15 protein-coding genes and 1 pseudogene are annotated in these 19769 nt (G+C 73.0%); 9 read left to right on the forward strand and 7 right to left on the reverse strand.

What is annotated here, in order from left to right; genetic code table 11:
- The first annotated feature begins 42 nt into the window (after positions 1-42).
- Positions 43-1971, forward strand: a complete 1929-nt coding sequence (locus L6E12_RS21680) for a S9 family peptidase (protein WP_236229757.1) — start codon at positions 43-45, stop codon at positions 1969-1971.
- A 224-nt stretch (positions 1972-2195) separates the two neighbouring features.
- On the opposite strand, the gene L6E12_RS21685 is transcribed toward L6E12_RS21680, so the two are convergent.
- A complete protein-coding gene (locus tag L6E12_RS21685) occupies positions 2196-2630 on the reverse strand; it encodes an SSI family serine proteinase inhibitor (protein WP_236229758.1) in 435 nt (144 codons plus the stop codon).
- 252 nt (positions 2631-2882) lie between these two features.
- Here L6E12_RS21685 and L6E12_RS21690 point away from each other — a divergent pair, with 252 nt between their 5' ends.
- From L6E12_RS21690 to L6E12_RS21715, 6 genes are all read left to right on the forward strand, one after another.
- Complete coding sequence (locus L6E12_RS21690) at positions 2883-3992, forward strand: transposase domain-containing protein (RefSeq protein WP_236229759.1); 1110 nt, start codon at positions 2883-2885, stop codon at positions 3990-3992.
- A 47-nt stretch (positions 3993-4039) separates the two neighbouring features.
- Entirely contained in the window at positions 4040-5092 is a 1053-nt protein-coding gene (locus L6E12_RS21695; RefSeq protein WP_236229760.1) for a Gfo/Idh/MocA family oxidoreductase, read from the forward strand.
- Between the two features lie 531 nt (positions 5093-5623).
- Positions 5624-7042 (forward strand): MFS transporter, encoded by a 1419-nt coding sequence (locus L6E12_RS21700; RefSeq protein WP_236229761.1) that lies wholly within the window; start codon positions 5624-5626, stop codon positions 7040-7042.
- A 227-nt stretch (positions 7043-7269) separates the two neighbouring features.
- Positions 7270-7812 (forward strand): hypothetical protein, encoded by a 543-nt coding sequence (locus tag L6E12_RS21705; protein WP_236229762.1) that lies wholly within the window; start codon positions 7270-7272, stop codon positions 7810-7812.
- Between the two features lie 111 nt (positions 7813-7923).
- The gene (locus L6E12_RS21710; protein ID WP_236229763.1) at positions 7924-9219 is read left to right on the forward strand and encodes a diaminobutyrate--2-oxoglutarate transaminase; all 1296 of its coding nucleotides are present in this window, start codon (positions 7924-7926) and stop codon (positions 9217-9219) included.
- Between the two features lie 128 nt (positions 9220-9347).
- A complete protein-coding gene (locus tag L6E12_RS21715; RefSeq protein ID WP_236229764.1) occupies positions 9348-10046 on the forward strand; it encodes an alpha/beta fold hydrolase in 699 nt (232 codons plus the stop codon).
- Between the two features lie 21 nt (positions 10047-10067).
- Here L6E12_RS21715 and L6E12_RS21720 read toward each other — a convergent pair whose 3' ends face one another.
- On the reverse strand, positions 10068-10442 hold the full coding sequence (locus L6E12_RS21720; RefSeq protein WP_236229765.1) for an FKBP-type peptidyl-prolyl cis-trans isomerase: 375 nt from the start codon (positions 10440-10442) through the stop codon (positions 10068-10070).
- Between the two features lie 466 nt (positions 10443-10908).
- Between L6E12_RS21720 and L6E12_RS35775 the strand changes: the two are divergent.
- Positions 10909-11250: pseudogene (locus L6E12_RS35775) on the forward strand (DUF6359 domain-containing protein); the annotation flags it as partial.
- On the forward strand, positions 11239-12030 hold the full coding sequence (locus tag L6E12_RS21725; protein WP_374201926.1) for an endonuclease I family protein: 792 nt from the start codon (positions 11239-11241) through the stop codon (positions 12028-12030). The pseudogene L6E12_RS35775 and the gene L6E12_RS21725, both read left to right, overlap by 12 nt.
- 122 nt (positions 12031-12152) lie before the next feature.
- On the opposite strand, the gene L6E12_RS21730 is transcribed toward L6E12_RS21725, so the two are convergent.
- From L6E12_RS21730 to L6E12_RS21750, 5 genes are all read right to left on the reverse strand, one after another.
- Positions 12153-13337 carry an McrC family protein gene (locus tag L6E12_RS21730; RefSeq protein WP_236229767.1) on the reverse strand — a complete coding sequence of 395 codons (1185 nt, stop codon included), beginning with the start codon at positions 13335-13337 and terminating at the stop codon, positions 12153-12155.
- Positions 13300-15705, reverse strand: a complete 2406-nt coding sequence (locus L6E12_RS21735) for an McrB family protein (RefSeq protein ID WP_236229768.1) — start codon at positions 15703-15705, stop codon at positions 13300-13302. Before L6E12_RS21735 ends, L6E12_RS21730 begins: the two co-directional genes overlap by 38 nt.
- 70 nt (positions 15706-15775) lie before the next feature.
- The gene (locus L6E12_RS21740) at positions 15776-17683 is read right to left on the reverse strand and encodes a UvrD-helicase domain-containing protein (RefSeq protein WP_236229769.1); all 1908 of its coding nucleotides are present in this window, start codon (positions 17681-17683) and stop codon (positions 15776-15778) included.
- A gap of 148 nt (positions 17684-17831) precedes the next feature.
- Positions 17832-18905, reverse strand: coding sequence for a beta family protein (locus L6E12_RS21745; RefSeq protein WP_236229770.1), 1074 nt, complete (start codon positions 18903-18905; stop codon positions 17832-17834).
- 183 nt (positions 18906-19088) lie between these two features.
- The gene (locus L6E12_RS21750) at positions 19089-19766 is read right to left on the reverse strand and encodes an MBL fold metallo-hydrolase (protein ID WP_236229771.1); all 678 of its coding nucleotides are present in this window, start codon (positions 19764-19766) and stop codon (positions 19089-19091) included.
- Between the last annotated feature and the right edge of the window lie 3 nt (positions 19767-19769).

A 19769-nucleotide genomic window follows, 5' to 3' on the forward strand; every position in this document is an offset into this window, starting at 1 on the left:
GACGGTCCTGGTCCACGACAGGTGTCGGGTAACGTCGTCGCGGTGCGTGCTGAGGACATCGAACTGCTGGCCACGCCCGGTACACCCGCGCTGAGCGGGGACTTCCTGCTCGTCTCGGTGACCGCGCCGGACCTGGCGGACAACACCTACCGCGGCGGTCTGCACCGGGTCGCACTCGACGGCGGCCCGGTGCGCCCGTTCACCCAGGGCTTCCGCGACACCGCCCCGGTGGTGTCGCCGGACGGCGCGGCGGTGGCGTTCCTGCGCGCGGAGTCGGCGACCGCACCCGCCCAGCTCCACGTCATCGCGGTCGACGGCGGCGAGGCGCGCAGGCTGACCGCGCTGCCGATGGGCGCGGGCGCCCCGGTGTGGTCGCCGGACTCGCGGCGGATCGCGTTCACCGCCCGGGTCCCCGAGGCGGGCCGCTACGGCACCGCCACCCCCGACGGCGCCGAGTACCCCGCCCCCGCCGACGAGGCGCCGCGGCGGATCACCCGCCTGGACTACCGGTTCGACGACGTGGGCTTCCTGCTGGACCGGGCACCGCAACTCTTCGTCGTCGACGTCGACGGCGGCGAGCCGGTCAAGCTGACCGAGGGCCTGGCCGACCCGTCCGGGCCCGCCTGGGCGCCCTCCGGCGAGCACCTGGTGGTGGCGGCCAAGCGGGACTGGGGTGCGGCCGACACGCTGCGCCGCGACATCTACGCCGTCCCGGTGGAGGGCGGGGCGCCGGTGCTGGTGGCCAGGGCGGCGGGCACGGTGGAGTACCCGCTGGCCGTGGCCGAGGGCATGGTGGTCTACCTCGGCGACGACTTCCCCGGCACCGAAGCGGTGGCCCGCAACACCGGGGTGTGGGCGGTGCCGCTGCGGCTGGACGGCGTCCCCGGCGAACCGCGCAGGCTGACCGACCCGGAGACCGTGGACTGCGAGGGGCCCGCCCCGCTGGTCACCGGGGGCGGGGTGCTGGTGTGCGTGCGCAACCGGGGCGCGGTCGAGCTGCGCCGGGTCCCGGTGGCCGCCGACGGCGCCACGCTGTCGGAGCTGGCGCTGCTGGCGGGTGAGCAGGCGGTGGTCCGGGGCTTCGCCGCCGACGGCGACCGGATCGTCTGCACGGTGTCCACCTGGGACACCGCGGGCGAACTGGTGCTGGTGACCGGCGACGAGACCTGCACGCTGACCGACTTCGGCGCCCCGCTGCGGGCGAAGGGGCTGCGGCCGGTGGTGGAGATCAAGGCCTCGGCGCCCGACGGCTACGCCACCCACGGCTGGCTGGTGCTGCCCGAGGGGGAGGGCCCGCACCCGGTGCTGCTGGCCGTGCACGGCGGCCCGTTCATGTACTACGGCTGGGGCCTCTACGACGAGGCGCAGGTCTACGCCGACGCGGGCTACGCGGTCGTGCTGCCGAACCCGCGCGGGTCGGCGGGCTACGGCGAGCGGCACGGCCGGGCCATCATCGGCGCCATGGGCACGGTCGACGCGGTGGACGTGCTGGCCGTGCTGGACGCCGTCCTGGACCGCCCGGACCTCGACGCCGACCGGGTCGGGGTGATGGGCGGGTCCTACGGCGGGTGGATGACCGGTTGGCTGGCCGCCCACCACGGCGAGCGGTTCACCGCGGCGTGGAGCGAGCGGGCGGTCAACTCCTGGGAGTCGTTCGTCGGCTCGTCCGACATCGGCTGGTGGTTCGCCGAGGCCTACTGCGGGTCGGGGGCGGGGGCGCTGGCGGCGCAGAGCCCGCTGACCTACGCCGACGCCATCACCATCCCGTTCGCGGTCGTCCACTCCGAACAGGACTGGCGCTGCCCGCTGGAGCAGGCCCAGCGGATGTTCGTCGCGCTGCGCCGCAACGGCGTGGAGACCGAGATGATCCTCTTCCCCGGTGAGGGCCACGAGCTGACCCGCTCGGGTTCGCCCCGCCACCGCGCCCAGCGCTTCGCCGCCGTCCTGGACTGGTGGGCGCGGCACCTGTGAGCCCGGTCGCCCGGCCCCGGGAAAGCACCGGGGCCGGGCGGCGGCAAAGGCAATGGGTTCCGGATGTGCGGATGATCGACGAAGAGACCACGATCGGGTTTCCGGAAGTGGGAACGGGCCGCACAGTGGCGATGATCACTGCCGGAAATGTCGCACCACTGTAACCTCGATTTCGCACAGTCACCCGGTCGGTGTCACTCGATAAGGTGAATACGGGATGAGCGTTAAATTGCCGTGAAAGCACCGTCCACTTCGGATTGGGGTACTGTCGGGTCCGGCGTCAGCGCGAACACCGGGCCGGTGCTGCCGAGGAGCGCGCAGGCGTTGGGGAATGCGCGGTCGAAGGTGATCGGCCGCCCCCGCCAGTGGCCGGTGGCCGTGGCCTGGACCGGGGCGTACTCCAGCGTGCACGCCTGCGCGGTGTTCACCTGCAGGGCGGAGAGATCTCCTTCCACCTGGGTCAACGCCGCGCAGGCCGCGTTCGCCGCGGGGTGGTTGCCCCCGGTCGGACCGCAGCGCAGCTCGGCGGTGGTGGTGCGCCCCCCGGCGTCGGTGACGGAGAGCGCGATCCGCGTCTGCGGCGCCTCGGGGGCCGGGCCTGGGGTCGGGATCGCGGCCGCGAGGGCGGCGACCAGGGCGGTCAGCGTGATTGAGAACATGTCGGCACTCCTGCTCGAAGATCGGTTTCCGGGCCGAATGGGGTAACCGGGGAAACCGCGCCCGGCCGCGCAGGCGGCGGCCGGGTGAAACGAGCGTAGGACGCGGCGAATCGTTTTGCGTCCCGGGGGCTCTGGCGCTGGGGCCGTGCCCGATGCTATTCATGTCGCCGCACTGGTCGACAAGATCGACAGGTTCATTACTTCCTTAGTGCGCTGGTGCAACATCGGGTGAGAGGTCCATTGGTGGGCGGAATGACACGTGCGGCCAAAGCCGCGCGCGACCGGTTGTCCGACCGGGTGGCGATCGGGATGCTGATCGAGGCGTTCCCGCCCGCCGAGGTCGACGCCGCGATCGACGCGGCCGGGGTCCGCGAACAACGGTCCCGGTCGCTGCCCGCCCGCACGATGGTCTACTTCACCCTGGCGCTGTGGCTCTTCGGCGGCGCGGGCTACGACGCGGTGCTGGCCCGGCTCACCGCGGGGATGCGCTGGGCGGGCGTGCCGCTGGGCAAGCGCTCGGCGCCGAGCACCGGTTCGATCACCAAGGCGCGCAAGCGGCTCGGCCCCGAGGTGATGCGCAGGCTGCTGCAGGGCCGCGCGCTCGCCGACCGCGCGGCCGACGAGCGCTCCGGCCGGGCCGCCGACGAGCGCTGGCGCGGGCTGCGGGTGTGCACCCTCGACGGCGGCGCCGTCACCGTCGCCGACACCCCGGCCAACCTCGCCGCCTTCGGCGGGCCGGACGTGCGGCTGTCGGTGCTCGCCTCACCCGGGCGGGGGGTGCTGGTCGACGTCGGCGTCGGCACCGCCCCCGACGACCCCGGCCTGTCCGCGCTCGACGCGCTCGGCCCGGGCACCCTGGTCGTCTCGCACCTGCCCGCGCGCGCCCAGGACCTCTGGCGCACCGCCGCGGAGGTCGGCGCCGACCTGCTCTGGCGCCCGCGCCCGACCGTCCCGCTGCCCCGGCTGCACCCCCTCCCGGACGGGACGTTCCTGTCCCGGCTGGTCCCCGACCACGACCCGCTGGCCTCGTCGGTGGCGGTGCGGGTGCTGGAGGTGCCGGACGCGGTCCTGGTGACCACGCTGCTCGACCCTGAGCAGGCCCCGGTGGCCGAGCTTGCCGCGCTGCACCGCGGCCGGTGGCGGTTCGAGGCGCTGTTCGACACCCTGGAGACCGGCCCGGTGACCCTGCGCTCGCAGGACCCCGACGGGGTGACCCAGGAACTGTGGGCGATGCTCTGCGTGTACCAGGCGGCCCGCCCCTGGCGTAAGGAAGCGGGAAACCACCTCCTGGCGTCGGAGGACTCGCCCAGTACCGCGCAGAATCCCACGCCCCGCCGGAGCACCATGGTGGACTTGGCTTAGCGGCGCGGCGGGCGTCGCCGGTGCCGGTGCGGCGGGAGGATGGACCCATGGCGGACGAGACCAGGGTGGCGGTCATCGGCTACGGCTTGGCGGGCAGCGCCTTCCACGCCCCGTTCGTCGACGCGGTCGACGGCCTGCGGGTCACCGCGGTCGTCACCGGCGCCCCGGAGCGCGCCGCGACCGCCCGCGACCGCCACCCGGACGTGGTGGTGCACCCGTCGGCCGACGAGCTGTGGCGGCACGCGGGCGACGTCGACCTGGTCGTCGTCGCCTCGCCCAACCGGTTCCACGTCGAGCAGGCCACCGCCGCGCTGGAGGCGGGACTGCACGTCGTGGTGGACAAGCCGGTGGCCGCCACCGCCCGCGGGGTGCGGGCGCTGGGGGAGCTGGCCAAGCAGACCGGGAAGATGCTGACGGCCTTCCAGAACCGCCGCTGGGACGGCGACTTCCTGACCGTGCGCAAGCTCGTCGAGGACGGCACCCTGGGCGAGGTGGGCCGGTTCGAGTCCCGCTTCGAGCGCGGCGCCAAGGCGGTCCGCTCCGCCTGGCGCGCCAGCCCGGACCCGGCCGACATGGCCAACATCCTCTACGACCTCGGCACCCACCTGGCCGACCAGGCGATCGTGCTGTTCGGCCGCCCGGTGAGCGTGTACGCCGAGACCCGGGCGCCGCGGCCGGAGGTGCGGGTCGCCGAGGACGCCACCATCCTGCTCACCCACGAGGGCGGTGTCCGGTCGTACCTGCGGGCCAGCAACGTGACCATGCCGGTGACACCGCGCTTCGCCGTGGCGGGTGGGACCGCGGGTTACCGGTGTTGGGGGCTGGACCCGCAGGAGGCTGCTTCTCGGGCGGGCACCCCGCCGACCGCGGAGGGGTTCGGGGTCTACGGGGAGGATCGGTGGGGGACTCTGATGACTGCTGGTGGTGAGACTGTCGTTCCCACGGTGGATGGCGACTACCTCGCGTTCTACCGCGGGGTTCGTGACTGCGTGCGCGGCGACGGGCCGCCGCCGGTCGCGGTGGCCGAGTCGATCGTGCTGACCGAGACGATCGAGGCGGCGATCCGGTCGGCTGCGAGTGGGAAGCCTGTGGCGCTGTAGGACCTCAAAAGCGCCGGTCGTTTGGTGGTGGTGCCGGGATGGGTGGATCTGCTCGGCCGTGCCGTGGTTTCAAGGGCCGGTCGTTTGTCGGTGGTGCCCGGGTGGGTGGATCTGCTTGGGCGGGGCCCCTACAGCGATCATGCGCCCAGTGTGACCGAGTGGGGCTGAAGAGATGCCCCACAGCCCACGCAGGCTTGCACATGATCGCTACCCCCACCCAAGCACATCCACCCACCCGGGCATTGGCGTAGCCGGGCCTGCGGTTGCGCGGGTGATCGGTTTTCGCTGCGCCCGGGAGGCTCGGTGTGGCGGGCCGCCAGGCTGGCGGTTGTGGGGCGGTTGGCGGCTGCGCATGGTGGGGTTGGGCGTGGCGGGCCGCCAGGTCGCCGGTTGGCGGGCTGGTTCGTGGCTGCGCGCGGTGGGTTCGGCGTGGCCGGCCACTGGGCCGGCGGCTGGTGGGGCGGCGGCGCTTCCGGGTGGCCCGGCTCTCCCCGGGGTGTGGGGCCCCGGGGGAGTGGGTAGGTGTGGTGGGTGGATGACGACCAAGCGCCCGACCCCCGGCGGTGGCGGGCGCTCGCGGTGACGCAGGCGGCGGGGTTCATGAGCCTGCTGGACGTGAGCATCGTGAACGTGGCGCTGCCGTCCATCCAGGCCGACCTGGGGGCCTCGCCCTCCGCCGTGCAGTGGGTCATCTCCGGGTACGCGCTGACCTTCGGGCTGTCGCTCGTCGCCGGTGGGCGGCTCGGGGACGCGCTGGGGCGCAGGCGGATGTTCCTCATCGCCCTCACCGGGTTCGTGCTCACCAGCGCCTTGGCCGGGGCGGCGCCGAGTCTGGAGTGGCTGGTCGCGGCCCGGCTGCTCCAGGGGTTCACCGGTGGGCTGCTGACCCCGCAGAACTCCGGGTTGATCCAGGACCTGTTCCGCGGTGCCGAGCGCGGTCGGGCGTTCGGGATCTTCGGTGCCACGGTGGGGATCTCGACGGCCGTGGGGCCGATCGCGGGCGGGGTGATCCTCGCGCTGTTCGGTGATCCCGGTGGCTGGCGGTGGGTGTTCTACGTGAACCTGCCGATCGGGGTGGTGGCGCTGGTGCTCGCGGCGCGGTTGCTGCCGAAGGTGCGCGGGCGGCACCGGCCCGACATCGACGTGGTCGGCGCCGGGTTGCTGGGGCTGGCCGTGCTCGCGCTGCTGTTCCCGTTGGTGGAGGCGGACAGCTTCGCCTCGCTGTGGTGGCTGTTCCCCGTGGCCTTCGCGGTGGGGTACGGGTTCGTGCGGTGGGAGCACCGGGTGGTGCGGCGGGACCGGGCGCCGCTGATGGACACCCGGTTGTTCACCGGGACACCCGGCTACGTCTCGGGGTTGGGGCTGGGGTTGGCGTACTTCTGCGGGTTCACCGGCATCTGGCTCGTGTTCGCGCTCTACTTCCAGACCGGGCTCGGCTTCACGCCATTGCAGTCCGGTCTCGCCGTGACGCCGTTCGCGCTCGGGTCGGCGGTGTCGTCCGCGGTGGCCGGGCGGCTGGTGGAGCGGTTCGGGCGGCTGCTGAGCGTCGTCGGGTTGTGCCTGGTGGCGGTCGGGTTGGGGGCGGTCGCGCTGATCACCCTGGTGGTGGGTGGGTCCGCCGTGGTGTGGTGGATGGTCCTGCCGATGCTCGTCGCCGGGATCGGGGGTGGGGCGGTGATCTCGCCGAACACCACGCTCACCCTGGCGGAGGTGCCCAACCGGATGGCGGGGGTGGCGGGCGGGCTGTTGCAGACCGGTCAGCGGATCGGCACCGCCGTCGGCACGGCCGTGCTCAGCACCGTCTTCCACGCCGTGCTCGCCGCCACCGGCAGCTTCTCGCACGCCGCTGCGACCGCGCTGGGGTGCGCGGTGGCGTTCATCGCCCTCGCGCTCGTCGTCGCCGTGCTCGACCGGCGACGGGCGGACCGGCGGACGGCGGTTGGGGTTTAGCTTCCGAAACATAGGGGTGGTCGGTTGGAAAATAGCCGGCCGAACCCCTGGGCGGGCCCGGGGGAGCGCATTACGCTTCCGCCTTGGGAGCGACGCACCGGCTGACCCGGACCCCGCGTGAACCACCGGGCCGTCGGCGGCCCGCTCTCCTGTCCTCGTCGCAGGCCCCCACCCCGGCCCGGCGCCCCCGGGCCGGTGGCGGCTGCCACCGGAAGGAACCCGTCCCCATGCGCACTGCCCTGCTCCGCCTCGCCACGGTCGCCGCCTCCGCGGTCGCCGCGCTCGCCCTCGGTACCGGCTTCGCCTCGGCGTCGGCCACCGGCGGCGAGCACGACCCGGTGATCGCCCCGGCCGACGCCCCGATCTCCATCCAGGTCACCAAGCTCAGCCACAGCGACGCCGCCTCCCGGTTCCGCTCCTCCGGCATCACCTGGTCCTCCAGCGGCAACTGCAGCGACCGGCAGAACTCCACCTGCACCTCGTTCGAGCAGATCAACCTCACCACCGTGCAGGGCGGGCAGACGTTCAAGAGCGCCAGCGGCTGCGCGGTCAACATCACCGGCGGCACCGAGGTCGGCCACGCCAGCGGCACCTACAGCCACTACAACGGCTACAAGATCGACATCAGCCTGAGCTCCTGCGTCACCGGCTACATCCAGCGCAACTTCACCGCCATCGGCGGCAACCAGTGGCGCTCCGGCAGCGGCAACATCTACTACCTGGAGAGCAACCACTGGGACATCACCTACTACAACTGCGGCGGCTGCTGACCCGCCCGGCTGCTCCCACCGGCCGCGCACCCCGTCCCGGGTGTGCGGCCGGTCGCATCTCTGGGTAGCCGATCGTCGCTTTCCGTGGCGGCAGGAGTACGTTCCCCGGGCATGACCGTTGCGGCAGTGGAGTCCGGGCAGGTGGGGTCGGCGGGTTCGTCGGTCTTCGACGAGGTGGAGTCGCGGGTCCGGCTGTACTGCCGCAAGTTCCCCGCCGTGTTCACCTCGGCGCGCGGCAGCACCCTCGTCGCCGAGGACGGCCGCGAGTTCCTGGACTTCTTCTGCGGCGCCGGTGCGCTCAACTACGGGCACAACGACCCGAGGATGGTCGCTCGGCTCGTCGAGTACCTGAACTCCGGCGGCCTGCTGCACGGCCTCGACCTGCACACCACCGCCAAGCGGCACTTCCTGCGGCGGCTGCGCGACGTGGTGCTGGCCCCGCGCGGCCTCGACCACCGGGTCCAGTTCTGCGGCCCCACCGGCACCGACGCCGTCGAGGCCGCGCTCAAGGTCACCCGCAAGGCCACCGGCCGCCGCCAGGTCGTGGCCTTCACCGGCGCCTTCCACGGCATGTCGCACGGCTCGCTGTCGGTCACCGGCTCCCGCGCCGCCCGCGGCGGGCACCACCTCGGCGGCGACACGCTGTTCCTGCCCTACGAGGACGGCCCCACCGGCCGCTTCGACTCCCTGGCCGTGCTCGCGCACCTGATCGACGACCCCAGCGGCGGCGCGGGCCCGCCCGCCGCGGTGCTGGTCGAGTCGCTGCAGATGGACGGCGGCGTCTACCCGGCGTCGGCGGACTGGCTGCGCGCGTTGCGGGAGCTGACCGCAGCCAGAGGTGTGCCGCTGGTGTGCGACGAGATCCAGGCGGGCTGCGGGCGCACCGGCCGGTTCTTCGGCTTCGAGCACGCCGGGATCGTGCCGGACGCGATCACCCTGTCGAAGTCGCTGGGCGGCGCGGGCCTGCCGATCTCGGTGCTGCTGCTGCGCCCGGAGCTGGACGTGTGGGAACCCGGCGAGCACACCGGCACCTTCCGCGGCAACCAGCTCGCCTTCGTCGCCGGGGCCGCCGCGCTCGACCTGTGGGAGGACCCGGCCTTCCTGGCCCGCCTCGCCCTGCACGGCGACCGGATGGCCCGCTTCGCCGCCGACGTGCGGGCCCTGGGCCTGCCCACCCGCGCCCGCGGCATGGTCGTCGGCGTCGACACCCCGACCCCCGAGGCCGCCGCGCGCATCCAACGCGACTGCTACGACCGCGGCCTGATCCTGGAGACCTGCGGCCGCCGCGACACCGTGCTCAAGGTGACCCCACCGCTCACCATCACCCGCGCCGACCTCGACCGCGGCCTGGGCATGCTGCACGCGGCCATCCACCGCGAAATCACCCCGGGTCGGGAGCAGGGCTGACTGCGGACCTCTGCTGCTCGTCCACCGGCGCAACCCGCTGCCCGACAACGGGATCGCGGTCGACGGTGGCGCGGCGCTGCTGGACTTCTGGCTGGAGCACGTCGCCCCCGGCTGAGTAGCATGGCGCGATGGGCCACCCCACGCTGCTGCTGTTGCACGGTCTCGGCGCCACCGCGGCCGTGTGGGACGGTGTCGTCGAGCGCTGGCCGGGGGACGCGGTCGCGGTCGACCTGCCCGGGCACGGCGGCGCGGAACCCCTGCGCCGCTACACCTTCGGCGCCCTCGCCGCCGGGGTCGAGGTGGACCCCACCCGCCGCTACGTCGTCGTCGGGCACTCGCTCGGCGGGGTGCTGGCGCTGACCCTGGCCAGCGGCTGGTTCGGGCTCGACGTCGAAGGCGTCGTGGGCGTCGGGATCAAGGTCGAGTGGACCGGCGACGACCTGGCCAAGGCCGCCGCGCTCGCCGCCCGCCCGCCCCGCGCGTTCGACACCCGCGCCGAGGCGGAGTCCTGGGCGGTGAAGCTGGCCGGGCTGCCGGGCCCGGGCGCGGACCCGCGATCGGTGGTCCGGGTGGACGGCCGGTGGCGGGCGGCGTTCGACCCGCGGGCGTTCGCGGTCGGTGCCCCGGACGCGGTGGGGCTGCTGCGCGCGGCGCGCTGCCCGGTGGTGCTGGCGGCGGGGGAGCACGACCCGATGTCCCCGGTGGACCACCTCGCCGCGCTCGTGGACGACCCGGTCACCCTGCCCGGCCTGGGGCACAACGCGCACGTCGAGGACCCGGGCGCGGTGCTGGCGCTGGTGGACCGCCTCGACCTGGCCCGGTCCTGAGCCTGCCCACCAGCGCGCGGCTCAGCGGACGCCGAGCAGGTCCACCACGAAGATCAGCGTCTCGCCCGGCTTGATGGCCGTGCCCGCGCCCCGGTCGCCGTAGCCCAGGTGCGGCGGGATGGTCAGCTTGCGGCGCCCGCCGACCTTCATCCCCTGCACGCCCTGGTCCCAGCCGCCGATGACGCGACCGGCGCCGAGCGGGAACTGGAAGGCCTCGCCGCGGTTCCAGGAGGCGTCGAACTCCTCGCCGGAGGAGAACGCGACCCCGGCGTAGTGCACGCTGACGACCTGGCCCGCCTTCGCCTCGTCGCCGTCGCCGACCGTGATGTCCTCGATCACCAGCTCCGCGGGCGGCGGGCCGTCGGGGCGGTCGATCTCGGGCTTCTCCAGCGCCATGTTCTGCTCCAATACCTCGTTGTGCTTGCCGCTGCATCCTCCCGCGTGCGCCGCCGCGACGCGCGGTCACCCCCGCCGGGGCCGGTGTGCCGACAGGACTCGTCGAACGGGAACGCCGCGGGTGGTAACACCGCCCCGCACCCGAGCGACGTAGGGGGTGCGGCCTTGCCACCCCCCGACGGCAGGGCCGCGCTTTCATGTCCGCCCTCCTGCCGAACCGGGTTCGGCCGAGTGGCCCGGTCCGGGTGGACCTTTCCGACCCGGTTCGCTGATCGACACCGGAACGCCGCGCCAAATTCACGCCATAGAGCGTTATCCCGTGGCAGCCTTCACTCGATCGTGAACGCTTAGTCACTTTGTGTCGACCCCGGTGGGTCGGCCGTCGGGGAAGGGACCCAAGCCCGTGCGACAACGCCGCTGGACCCTCTTATCCACGTTCTCGGCCCTCGTGGCCGTCCTCACCACCATGGTCGCGCTGCAGGTCCCTGCCGCAGGCGCCGCCACCCCGCTCACCGTCGCCCAGGCCATCGCGCAGCAGGGCGGCGGCACCGCCACCGTCCGCGGCTACGTGGTCGGGCAGCCGACCGCCACCAACACCGTGGTCCGGTCGAACTACCCCTCGGACTACGCGCTGGCCATCGCCGACACCGCGGCCGAGACCGGCACCACCCGGATGATCTACGTGCAGATCTCCACCGCCCACCGCTCCGGCTACGGGCTCAAGTCCAACCCCTCCCTGCTGGGCAAGCAGATCGACGTCACCGGCACGCTGAGCGCCTACTTCTCGCACCCGGGCCTGACCTCGACCACCGCCTTCGCCACGGTCGGCGGCAGCACCCCGCCGTCGAGCACCACCACCCCACCGACCAGCGCCCCCGGCGGCGGCAGCGGTGACTACGACAGCACCTACTACGCGAGCGCCCTGGGCAAGACCGGCCCCGCGCTGGAGTCGGCGCTGCACAACATCATCAGCACCGGCGTCACCAAGCTCAGCTACGACGCGGTGTGGACGGCGCTGAAGAACACCGACCAGGACCCGAACAACAGCGGCAACGTCATCCTGGTCTACTCCGGCCGCTCCCAGTCCAAGTCCACCAACGGCGGCGGCGTCGACGACTGGAACCGCGAGCACGTCTGGGCCAAGTCCCACGGCGACTTCGGCACCGCCACCGGCCCCGGCACCGACGTCCACCACCTGCGCCCCGAGGACGTCTCGGTCAACTCCACCCGCGGCAACAAGGACTTCGACAACGGCGGCTCCCCCGTCGCCGAGGCCTCCGGCAGCTACACCGACGCCGACTCCTTCGAACCCCGCAACGCGGTCAAGGGCGACGTCGCCCGGATGATCTTCTACATGTCCGTCCGCTACGAGGGCGGCGACGGCTGGGCCGACCTGGAGGTCAACGAGAGCACCTCCAACACCAGCAACCCGAACATCGGCAAGCTGTCGGTGCTCAAGCAGTGGAACGCCCAGGACCCGCCGGACGCCTTCGAGAAGCGGCGCAACCAGGTCATCTACGACACCTACCAGCACAACCGCAACCCGTTCATCGACCACCCCGAGTGGGTCACGTCGATCTGGGGCTGATCCCACCCCGGCCGCGGCAGGCGCTCACCCCTCCAGCGCGAGCGCCTGCCGCAGCACCCGGTTCGGCCACGGCTTCCGCCCCCCGCGCCTCCGCCGCGCCAGGCCGACTGTCGCCGTGGACCTCATGCCCGCGATCGTGCGCCTGCCCGCCGCCGACACCCGCGCACGTGCTCGGCGAGCGCGTCGATGCGCGCGAACAGCTCGGCCTCCGGCACGGACAGGTCGAGGTGCCGCAGGTGCAGCGTCACGTCCAGGCCGCGCACCCGGTGCTCCACCACGTCCTGCGGCCCCCACGCGTAGACCAGTGTCGCCTCCGGCAAACCGGTGGCCACCGCGTAGGCCAGCAGTTGGTACCGGTCGTCCGCCTTACCCGCGCCGGTGTCCCGCTTGTACTTGACCTCTCCGACGAACTCGCGCCCGCCGCCCCCGACGAGGCCCAGGTCCGGCTTCAGCACCACCTTCCCGGCCTGGTCGAGCGTCTGCTGCGGTCCGTCCTCCCCGTCGGGGAAGTCTTCCGGCGCCACGCCGAGGGAAACCCGGACCGCGCACCGGACGAAGTCCTCGAACACCTTCCCCATGTCCAGCACGAACGCGGGCGCGGCGGTGCCCCCGTGCCGCAGGTCCACCGACCGGTGCGCCACCAGCAGCCGCGCCAGTTCCACCGCGGGCCGGTAGTGCTCGTTGAGCCGCGTCCACCGGATCGGTGACAGCTCCGCCGCGGGCGGCACGTCGGCCAGCCGCAGCCGCAGGCCGTGCAGGTCCCGCCGCACCTCGGGGACGTGGACCGGCGCCGCCCGCAGCACCTCCAACCCGGCGACCAGCAGCCGGTTCTCCGGTACGTCGGTGTCGAACTCCTGGTAGTCGACCGCCAGCGGCAGCCCGGGGGCGGCCCGCCGCACCTGCGCGGCGAAGTCCACCCGGCCGCGCACGGTGTGCAGGGTGTCGGTCGCCTCCCGGTAGCCCGAGAGGACCCCGCGCCGGGTGGCCCGGTGGCACAGCCGGGCGTAGAGGGCGGCCACGCCGGAGGTCAGGTCGTGCTCGGCCAGCCCGGACAGCTCGTCCCCGGCCGGGCCGCCGCGCGCGGTGTAGTCCAGCATGGTCAGCACCCGGGCGATCGCCAGCTTGGGCCGCACGACGACGTGCAGCCCGCCGCCGGTCCAGCTCCCGACCTTGTCACCGGGGGTCACCCGGTAGCGCCCGGCCACTCGCTCCACCGTGCAGCCGAACCGCTCGCGCAGCACAGCGATCTCGGCGTCGGTCAGGTCGAGGTCAGTCCTCTTGCGCTCCCGCAGCGACAGCGTCCGCACCGGCCGGGTCCACCTCCTCCCGCAACCGGTCCAGGTCGAACTCCGCCAGCCGCCCCGGCATCCCGTGGAAGTGCTCGGCCAGCACCGGCAGCACCGCGTGCTTCCACGCCCGCCGCACCCACTGCTCGGACAGGTCGGGCCGCAGGAAGTGGCTGGGCCCGATCGCCACCGCGGGGTCGTCGAGTTGCTTGTTGGCCTGGTCCACCACCTCCGCCACCCACCCCAGTTGCGGGTGGTGATCAGCCAGGTACCGGCGCAGCACGCCGGACACCGGAGCCGTGGTCGGCAGGAAGTCCACGAAGTAGAAGCGCCTGCGCAGGGCGCTGTCGAGCAGCGCAACCGACCGGTCCGCGGTGTTCATCGTGGCGATGATGTACAGGTTCGGCGGGAGGGTGAAGTCGGTGTCGCCGTAGAGCAGCCTGGCCGGTTCCTTCCGGTACTCCAGCAGGAAGTACAGCTCCCCGAACACCCGCGCCACGTTCGCCCGGTTCAGCTCGTCGACGATCAGGACGAAGCGCTCGTCCTGGTGCGCGCGCGCCTGCTCGGCCAGCCGCAGCAGCGGCCCCTCGACCCGCACGAACCCGCCGGACTCCCGGGGCCGGTAGCCCTCGACGAAGTCCTCGTAGGAGTAGGACGCGTGGAACTGGACGAGGTGGACGCGATCCGGCGACCCGGTGAACCACTTGGCCAGTTCCCTCGCCACATAGGTCTTCCCGGTGCCCGGAGGCCCCTGGAAGACGACCTGCCCGCGGTCCTTCAGCAGGACGTTGATCTCGTCCAGGAATTCCTGGTCCAGGTACAGCTCGGCAGCGAGATCGGCCAGGTCGTGCTCCGGTTCGACCGCGACCGTGACCGCGTCGACCGTCGTCCGGGGGACGACCAGGATCTCCTCCTGCGTCGGGTCGACGGCGGTCTTCTTGCCATCGCGCCAGGCGAGGAACCCCTCCGCCAGGGTGTGCGACCAGTCGGCGGGCGGGTTGTGGTTCACCAGCGCCCACACCAGGCCCTGCGCGTCGAGCCGGTCCGCCAGCGGCTTCCCCGACCGGGCCAGCAGATCCCGCACCTGGTCCAGGAAAACCAGGAAGACCAGGTAGCGCTCCCCGTCGGTGGCCGACGGCTCCGGCTTGGCCGCGCCGACGCGGGTCAGGGCGCTCGACACCGCCATCGCCCGCCACGGCGGGAACCCGGTCACGTCCACCGCGGACAGCAGGAACGCCGCGATGCTGAGGAACGCGCCGGTGGTCGCCGCCGCGGCCTTCGGCACCCGGGCGCGGAACCGGTCGATCGACTCCGGGCCGGGGTCGGTCCACAGCTCCTGGAGCACCTGGGGCGACTCGTCCGCCAACCAGGCGAGGAAGGTGTCGCTGTCGCGCCAGCCGACCACGTTCGCCTGCTTGAACGCCTTGCGCAGGTCGTCGAGCCAGGTCGTCGACCCCTGCGCGATGCCCTCCCGGACCTGCCGCAGCGCAGCGGCGGCCGCAACCTTGTCGGCGCGTTCCGCCTCGACAACGGGCGTTTCCAGCAGCCTGCCCGCCCAAGCCGACAGCGTCCTCCACCGTTCGCCGATCGCCCCCCACTCCCAGACGTGGGGTGCGCGGTAGAGGTTGACGAACCCCTGGTCGGCCCAGACGGTGTTCGGCGCCAGGCTGTCGCTGACGGCGGCCAGCCTGCGGGACTCACTGCCGCCGGTCGTCGGCCAGCGCTGCAGGATCGCCCGCCGGTGATCGCGGCTGACCACCGGCTGGAAGGTGTCGGGGAAGAGCAGGTGCTCCAGGGAGTACCGCTGGATCCACGCGCTCTGGTCGTCGATGCCGTCGAGGAACGCGACGAAGGCGTCCGGGTCGGTGAGCGTCGCGGTCCGCTCGGCGCGGGGCAGGCGCTTGATCGCGGTGAACACCTCGACGAGGTAGGCGAACTGGCGCCAGCGCAGCGAGTTGAACCCCTGCCCGGGGTTGATCAGACCGGAGTCCAGGGCCGCGGCCAGGTCCTTGGGGATCTTCGCGGTGAAACCGGCCATGTGCAGCACCGAGTTGACCAGCTCCAGCTTGCGCTGCCCGCCCACGGCGCTGCTCCTGGCGATGAGCAGGTGCACGTAGAGCAGCTCGGCGGCGAGGCGGACGGTGCCGGAGGGGGATTCGGCGAGCTGGCCGTGCAGCTTGGTGAGGAAGTCCCCCCGACCGGTGTCCGGTTGCTCGACGTAGTCGCCGATCAGGGCCTCACCGTTGGCGAGGGTGGCGATGTCGTCGTCGGCGAAGAGGCCGGTTTCGGGGAAGAGGGTGCCGTCGGCCAGGAGGCAGTGGTCCCGCCAGCGTTCAACGGCGTGGTAGACCGGACGCGCCGAGGGGAACGGGATGCGGGTGGTGGCCATCGGGCAATCAGACATGATCTTGGTTTCGGGGGCAAGCCGCGCGTGTCGGAGCTGCTCGTCCTCGTCGGGGTCAGGTGTTCGGGGTGACCGTGGCCCACCACAGGTGGTCGCGGGCCCTGGTGGCGGCGACCAGCTTCCGCCGCTCGCTCAGTCGACCGCCCTCGTCGTCGCGGTCCGGGGGTTCGCCGGTGTTGACCACCAGGACCGCTTGGAAGTCCAAACCCTTGGCGCGCAGCACGGTTCCCACCTTCACCGCGCCGTCCGGTTCGCCGGTGTAGCGCTCCAGCGGGGTGACCGCGATGCCCGCCCTCTCCAGGACCGCGCGGCAGCGGGCCACCGCCCCCCGGCCGAAGGCGATCACGGCGGTGCGGTCCGGGTCCACCCGCAGCGCCCGCACCGCGCCCACGAGCGCCGCGGGCAGTTCCGCGTCGGTGCCGCGCCAGGTGGTGACCGTCCCGCCGGGGGAGTGGGCGGCCTCGGCGTCGCGGAGGGCCACGCCCGCGCCGCCGTCGAGGTCGTCGATGGTGTCGGTGGCCTCGATGCGGCGGGCGAAGTCGAGGATCTCCGTGCGGTTGCGGTAGTTCACGCGCAGCACCTCGCCGCGGCCGAGGATGGGGATGCCCGCCTCCGACAGCCGCCAGCCGCCGGGGTAGACCTGCTGCTGGCCGTCGCCGACCAGCAGCAGGCGGTCGGGGCCGTTGCCCGCCAGGCGGTGCAGCAGGCGGAGGCCGACCAGGGGGAGGTCCTGCACCTCGTCGACCACCACGGCGGCGTAGGGGCGCTCCGGTGGGCGGCGCCGGACCTCGCGGTCCGCCAGGGTGATCACGTCGGTGAAGTCGCAGGCGCCCCGGCGGGCCAGCTCGTCGCGGTAGCGGTCGTGCAGGCGCCAGACCGCCTCGCGCTGGGACACGGTCAGGCGGAGGCGGCGCCCGCGCCTGGGCACCGCCAGGTACTCCTCGAAGGTGCCCACCCCGCGCCCGCCGATCACCTGCGTCAACTCGTCGCGCCAGTAGCCGGAGGTGGGCTCGACCGGTTCGAGGTGCACCCGCTCCCGCAGCCACGCCTGGGCGAATGCCGCGTCGACCAGCTTGCCCTGGAGCAGCACGGCGGTGCCCCGGGCGCGCAGGAACTCCACCGCCCAGGCGTGCAGGTTGGTGAACTCCACCCGGCCGTCGAGTTCCGGTGCCAGCGTGTGGAAGGCGCGCGCGTGCACCTCCGGCAGGGTGCGCACGAACGTGGTGAACAGCAACGGCCCGCTGTGCCTGCGGGCGAGGTGGCGCAACCGGTGCAGCGCCACCACGGTCTTGCCCGTCCCGGCGGGCCCACTGATCCGCGCCGGACCGCTGTAGCGGCGGGTCACCAGCCTGCGCTGGGAGGGGTGCAGGAACGTCAACCAGCTCTCGAACGGCCGATCCCGCGCGGCATCCACCACGTCCGACACCACCGCGCCGCCGTCGAGCAGCTCCCCCTGCTCCGGGGCGGGCGGGGTGGGCTCGACGGACAACCGCCGGTAGGCGCGCAACCGCTTGGCCAACTCACCCGCCATCCGGTTCGCCGCGGACGCGCTGAGGTGCCGGGCCTCACCGCTGGTGAACGCGGCCAACCCGGTCTCGTTCACCGCCTGGTAGAGCCGGTCGTCCCGACTCCAGGTGGGATCGGCCCCGGGCCGCACCCACACCACCCCGACCGCCGTCGACGGCAACTCCCGCCCACCCGGCCCGCGCAGCCCGGCACAGTGCTCCTCGGCGTGGCGCACCAGCGCCCGCCCGACCTCGGCACCCGGCGCCAGGTCGTCGACCACCACCGCGCGCACCCCACCACGGCTGACCTGGAATGCGTCCGGCTCACCCACCGCCCGCCCCACCCGGACGAACAACCCGCCCCCGGTCGCGGTGTGCTCCACCAGCGCCGCCAGCACCCGCCGCCGCCCGGCATCCAACCCGGGCACCCCGGCGACCAACTCCACCGCACCCGGCACGCCGCACCCCCCGTCTGTGACCCTGGGTAATCAACCTAGCGCGTATCGGTCAGACGCATGGCCGTGCGCTGTTCCGGTAGTGACATGCCCGGATGGGCAGCCGCGCCAGGCGACAGCGGACAGGAATCTTGTCCGGGGTGTCGCCCGATCACCAGTCCGCCGAACGCCGGGCCAGGTGTGCGAGGTGGTGGGACGTGGCGATCTCAACCCACCGCGTGGCGCTGCCGAACCCCCGCCCATCCGACGTGCGGCAGCGGTCGAGCTGCTCGTCACCCCAGGAGTAGTGCGACCCGGCGAAGTCCGAGCGGCTGACCAGTTCCTCGGCGATGTCGGTGAACGCCCGCCCCAGCGCGTTCGACTGCGACAACCGGTCCGCCTTGGGCACCTGTCGGCGCAATGCGAGTGTCCGCCCGGGAACGGTGTAGAAGAGGTATGGGTTCGGGATCGTGGCCACCGACCCGCTCAGCGGCTGCGCCACGGGGTGCGCGACGCCGTAGTCGCCGTAGCCGATCTCCACCCGGTCGTTGACCACCTGCCAGAGCGCAGCTTCCGGCCGCTCGCGGACCGTGGTCGCGTAGCCCGACCGGCTGGCCGGGATCGAACCCGCGAGCAGGGTGGTCGACCCCGGCCCGAACCGCGCGACCAGCCACTCGGCCAACCCCGCCACCCGATCGACCCGCTCACGGCTCGGCGGATCGAGGAAACCCAGGTCGATCACCGCGTGCAGGGCACCGGATTGGTCCCCGATACGTCGGGTGATGTCCCGCAGCCTGCCCGCCAGCTCGGCGATCGGCGCGTTCTGGCCGATCCGGACAACCACGTCGCGGGAGCGGTGTTCACGCAGGAGTGCCACGGTGCGCAGTTCCTCGGGGGACGCATGGTCTCGCACGACGGGGATCAGCGCGGGGCGGTCCTCCCCCCACAGTCCCAGCCGGTCTTCCACCTCGCGGTCCAGGAATTGGAGGACGCCACCCGGTTGCCGGGCCAACGGGCCGTCCGCCCCCACCAGGTGGCCATCGACCCACAGTGGCTCCCCGGCCGCCGCCATCGACGCCGCTGCCTCGACCAGCGCGGGGAACACCTTCGCCCGGTCGGTCACCCGCACCCTGTCCGTCAGTTCGAGCAGGACCCGCGCCCGGGGCGAGTCCCCGGCAGGTAGGTGGCCGATCGCCTCGAGTTCCCCCACCTTGCTCTTCAGCGCCGCCAGCGGCCGGATGGTCATGACTCCATCGTCCGAGAGCGAGGTGCCCTCGACAGCGACCGATCGGGTGGAGATCCGTGACCTCCCGCTCCACATGCGCAATGCCGCTGACTTCGCCGGTCTGGGCGGCATGCTCGTGGTGATCGCGATCTGAGTGCTCCGGCAAGGGACGCCCGCCCACCTGCCGAAGCACTCAGCACTCACCTACCAGCCGCGCTCGCGCCACATGTGGAGCTTGGGGCGCTCGTTGCCCAGCGTGCCGTCGTCGCCGTGGCCGGGGTAGAACCAGGTGTCGTCCGGGAGGGTGTCGAAGAGGCGGTGTTCGACGTCGTTGATGAGGGACTCGAAGTCCTCCGGGAGGGTGGTCTTGCCGACGCCGCCCGGGAACAGGGAGTCGCCCGTCCACAGGTGGGGGGTGCCCTGTGGGTCGCGGTAGAGCAGGGCGATGGAGCCGGGGGTGTGGCCGCGCAGGTGGATGACCTCCAGCTCGACCTCGCCCACCCGGATCTTGTCGCCGTTGATGACGAGGCGGTCCGGGGGGACCGGGAGGGGGCCCGCGTCGTCGTTGTGGGCGATGGTTTCGGCGCCGAACTTGCCCGCGATGGCGCCGAGGGCCTGCCAGTGGTCGCCGTGCTGGTGGGTGGTGACGATGGTGCGCAGGGTGGGGCGGTCGGGCCCGGAGCCGATCAGGTCCGAGAGCCGGTCCGGGTCGTTGGCGGCGTCCACGAGCAGTGCCTCGCGGGTGGCGGGGCAGGTCAGCAGGTAGGCGTTGTTGTCCATCGGACCCACCGAGACCTTCGTCACCTCCAGGGTGCCGAGGGTGCGCCGGGCTGCCGGTCCACCGGGGTCGACGTGGCCGGTGTAGTCGTCGAGGAAGTCCACGCC

Source organism: Actinokineospora sp. PR83, from assembly GCF_021056305.1.
Lineage (GTDB): Bacteria > Actinomycetota > Actinomycetes > Mycobacteriales > Pseudonocardiaceae > Actinokineospora > Actinokineospora spheciospongiae.

Excerpts from the sequence above, each read along its gene's own strand:
- L6E12_RS21695 (WP_236229760.1), top strand. The coding sequence starts at position 4,040 with ATGGCGGACGAGACCAGGGTGGCGGTCATCGGCTACGGCTTGGCGGGC.
- L6E12_RS21685 (WP_236229758.1), bottom strand. The coding sequence starts at position 2,630 with ATGTTCTCAATCACGCTGACCGCCCTGGTCGCCGCCCTCGCGGCCGCG.
- L6E12_RS21705 (WP_236229762.1), top strand. The coding sequence starts at position 7,270 with ATGCGCACTGCCCTGCTCCGCCTCGCCACGGTCGCCGCCTCCGCGGTC.
- L6E12_RS21690 (WP_236229759.1), top strand. The coding sequence starts at position 2,883 with ATGACACGTGCGGCCAAAGCCGCGCGCGACCGGTTGTCCGACCGGGTG.
- L6E12_RS21710 (WP_236229763.1), top strand. The coding sequence starts at position 7,924 with ATGACCGTTGCGGCAGTGGAGTCCGGGCAGGTGGGGTCGGCGGGTTCG.
- L6E12_RS21735 (WP_236229768.1), bottom strand. The coding sequence starts at position 15,705 with ATGGCCACCACCCGCATCCCGTTCCCCTCGGCGCGTCCGGTCTACCAC.
- L6E12_RS21715 (WP_236229764.1), top strand. The coding sequence starts at position 9,348 with ATGGGCCACCCCACGCTGCTGCTGTTGCACGGTCTCGGCGCCACCGCG.
- L6E12_RS21745 (WP_236229770.1), bottom strand. The coding sequence starts at position 18,905 with ATGACCATCCGGCCGCTGGCGGCGCTGAAGAGCAAGGTGGGGGAACTC.
- L6E12_RS21720 (WP_236229765.1), bottom strand. The coding sequence starts at position 10,442 with ATGGCGCTGGAGAAGCCCGAGATCGACCGCCCCGACGGCCCGCCGCCC.